Origin of the sequence: Iodobacter violaceini, from assembly GCF_011601265.1 — a bacterium.
GTDB lineage: Bacteria > Pseudomonadota > Gammaproteobacteria > Burkholderiales > Chitinibacteraceae > Iodobacter > Iodobacter violaceini.
Genome location: NZ_JAAOLX010000063.1, coordinates 1 through 213 on the forward strand (window position 1 = coordinate 1; position 213 = coordinate 213).

Below are 213 nucleotides of genomic sequence, written 5' to 3' on the forward strand. Positions count from 1 at the left end.
CTTTTTGTACTGTAGAAGCAGCAGAAGCAGCAGCTTTCTTAGCTTGAGCTTTTTGTACTGTAGAAGCAGCAGAAGCAGCTACTTTTTTAGCTTGAGCTTTTTGTACTGTAGAAGCAGCAGAAGCAGCGGCTTTCTTAGCTTGAGCTTTTTGTACTGTAGAAGCAGCAGAAGCAGCAGCTTTCTTAGCTTGAGCTTTTTGTACTGTAGAAGCAG

At 42.7% G+C, this 213-nt stretch carries 1 protein-coding gene; it reads right to left on the reverse strand.

What is annotated here, in order from left to right; genetic code table 11:
* Window positions 1-213, reverse strand: a 213-nt coding sequence (locus HA050_RS21865; RefSeq protein WP_205836575.1) for a hypothetical protein, incomplete at both ends; no start/stop codon positions are given.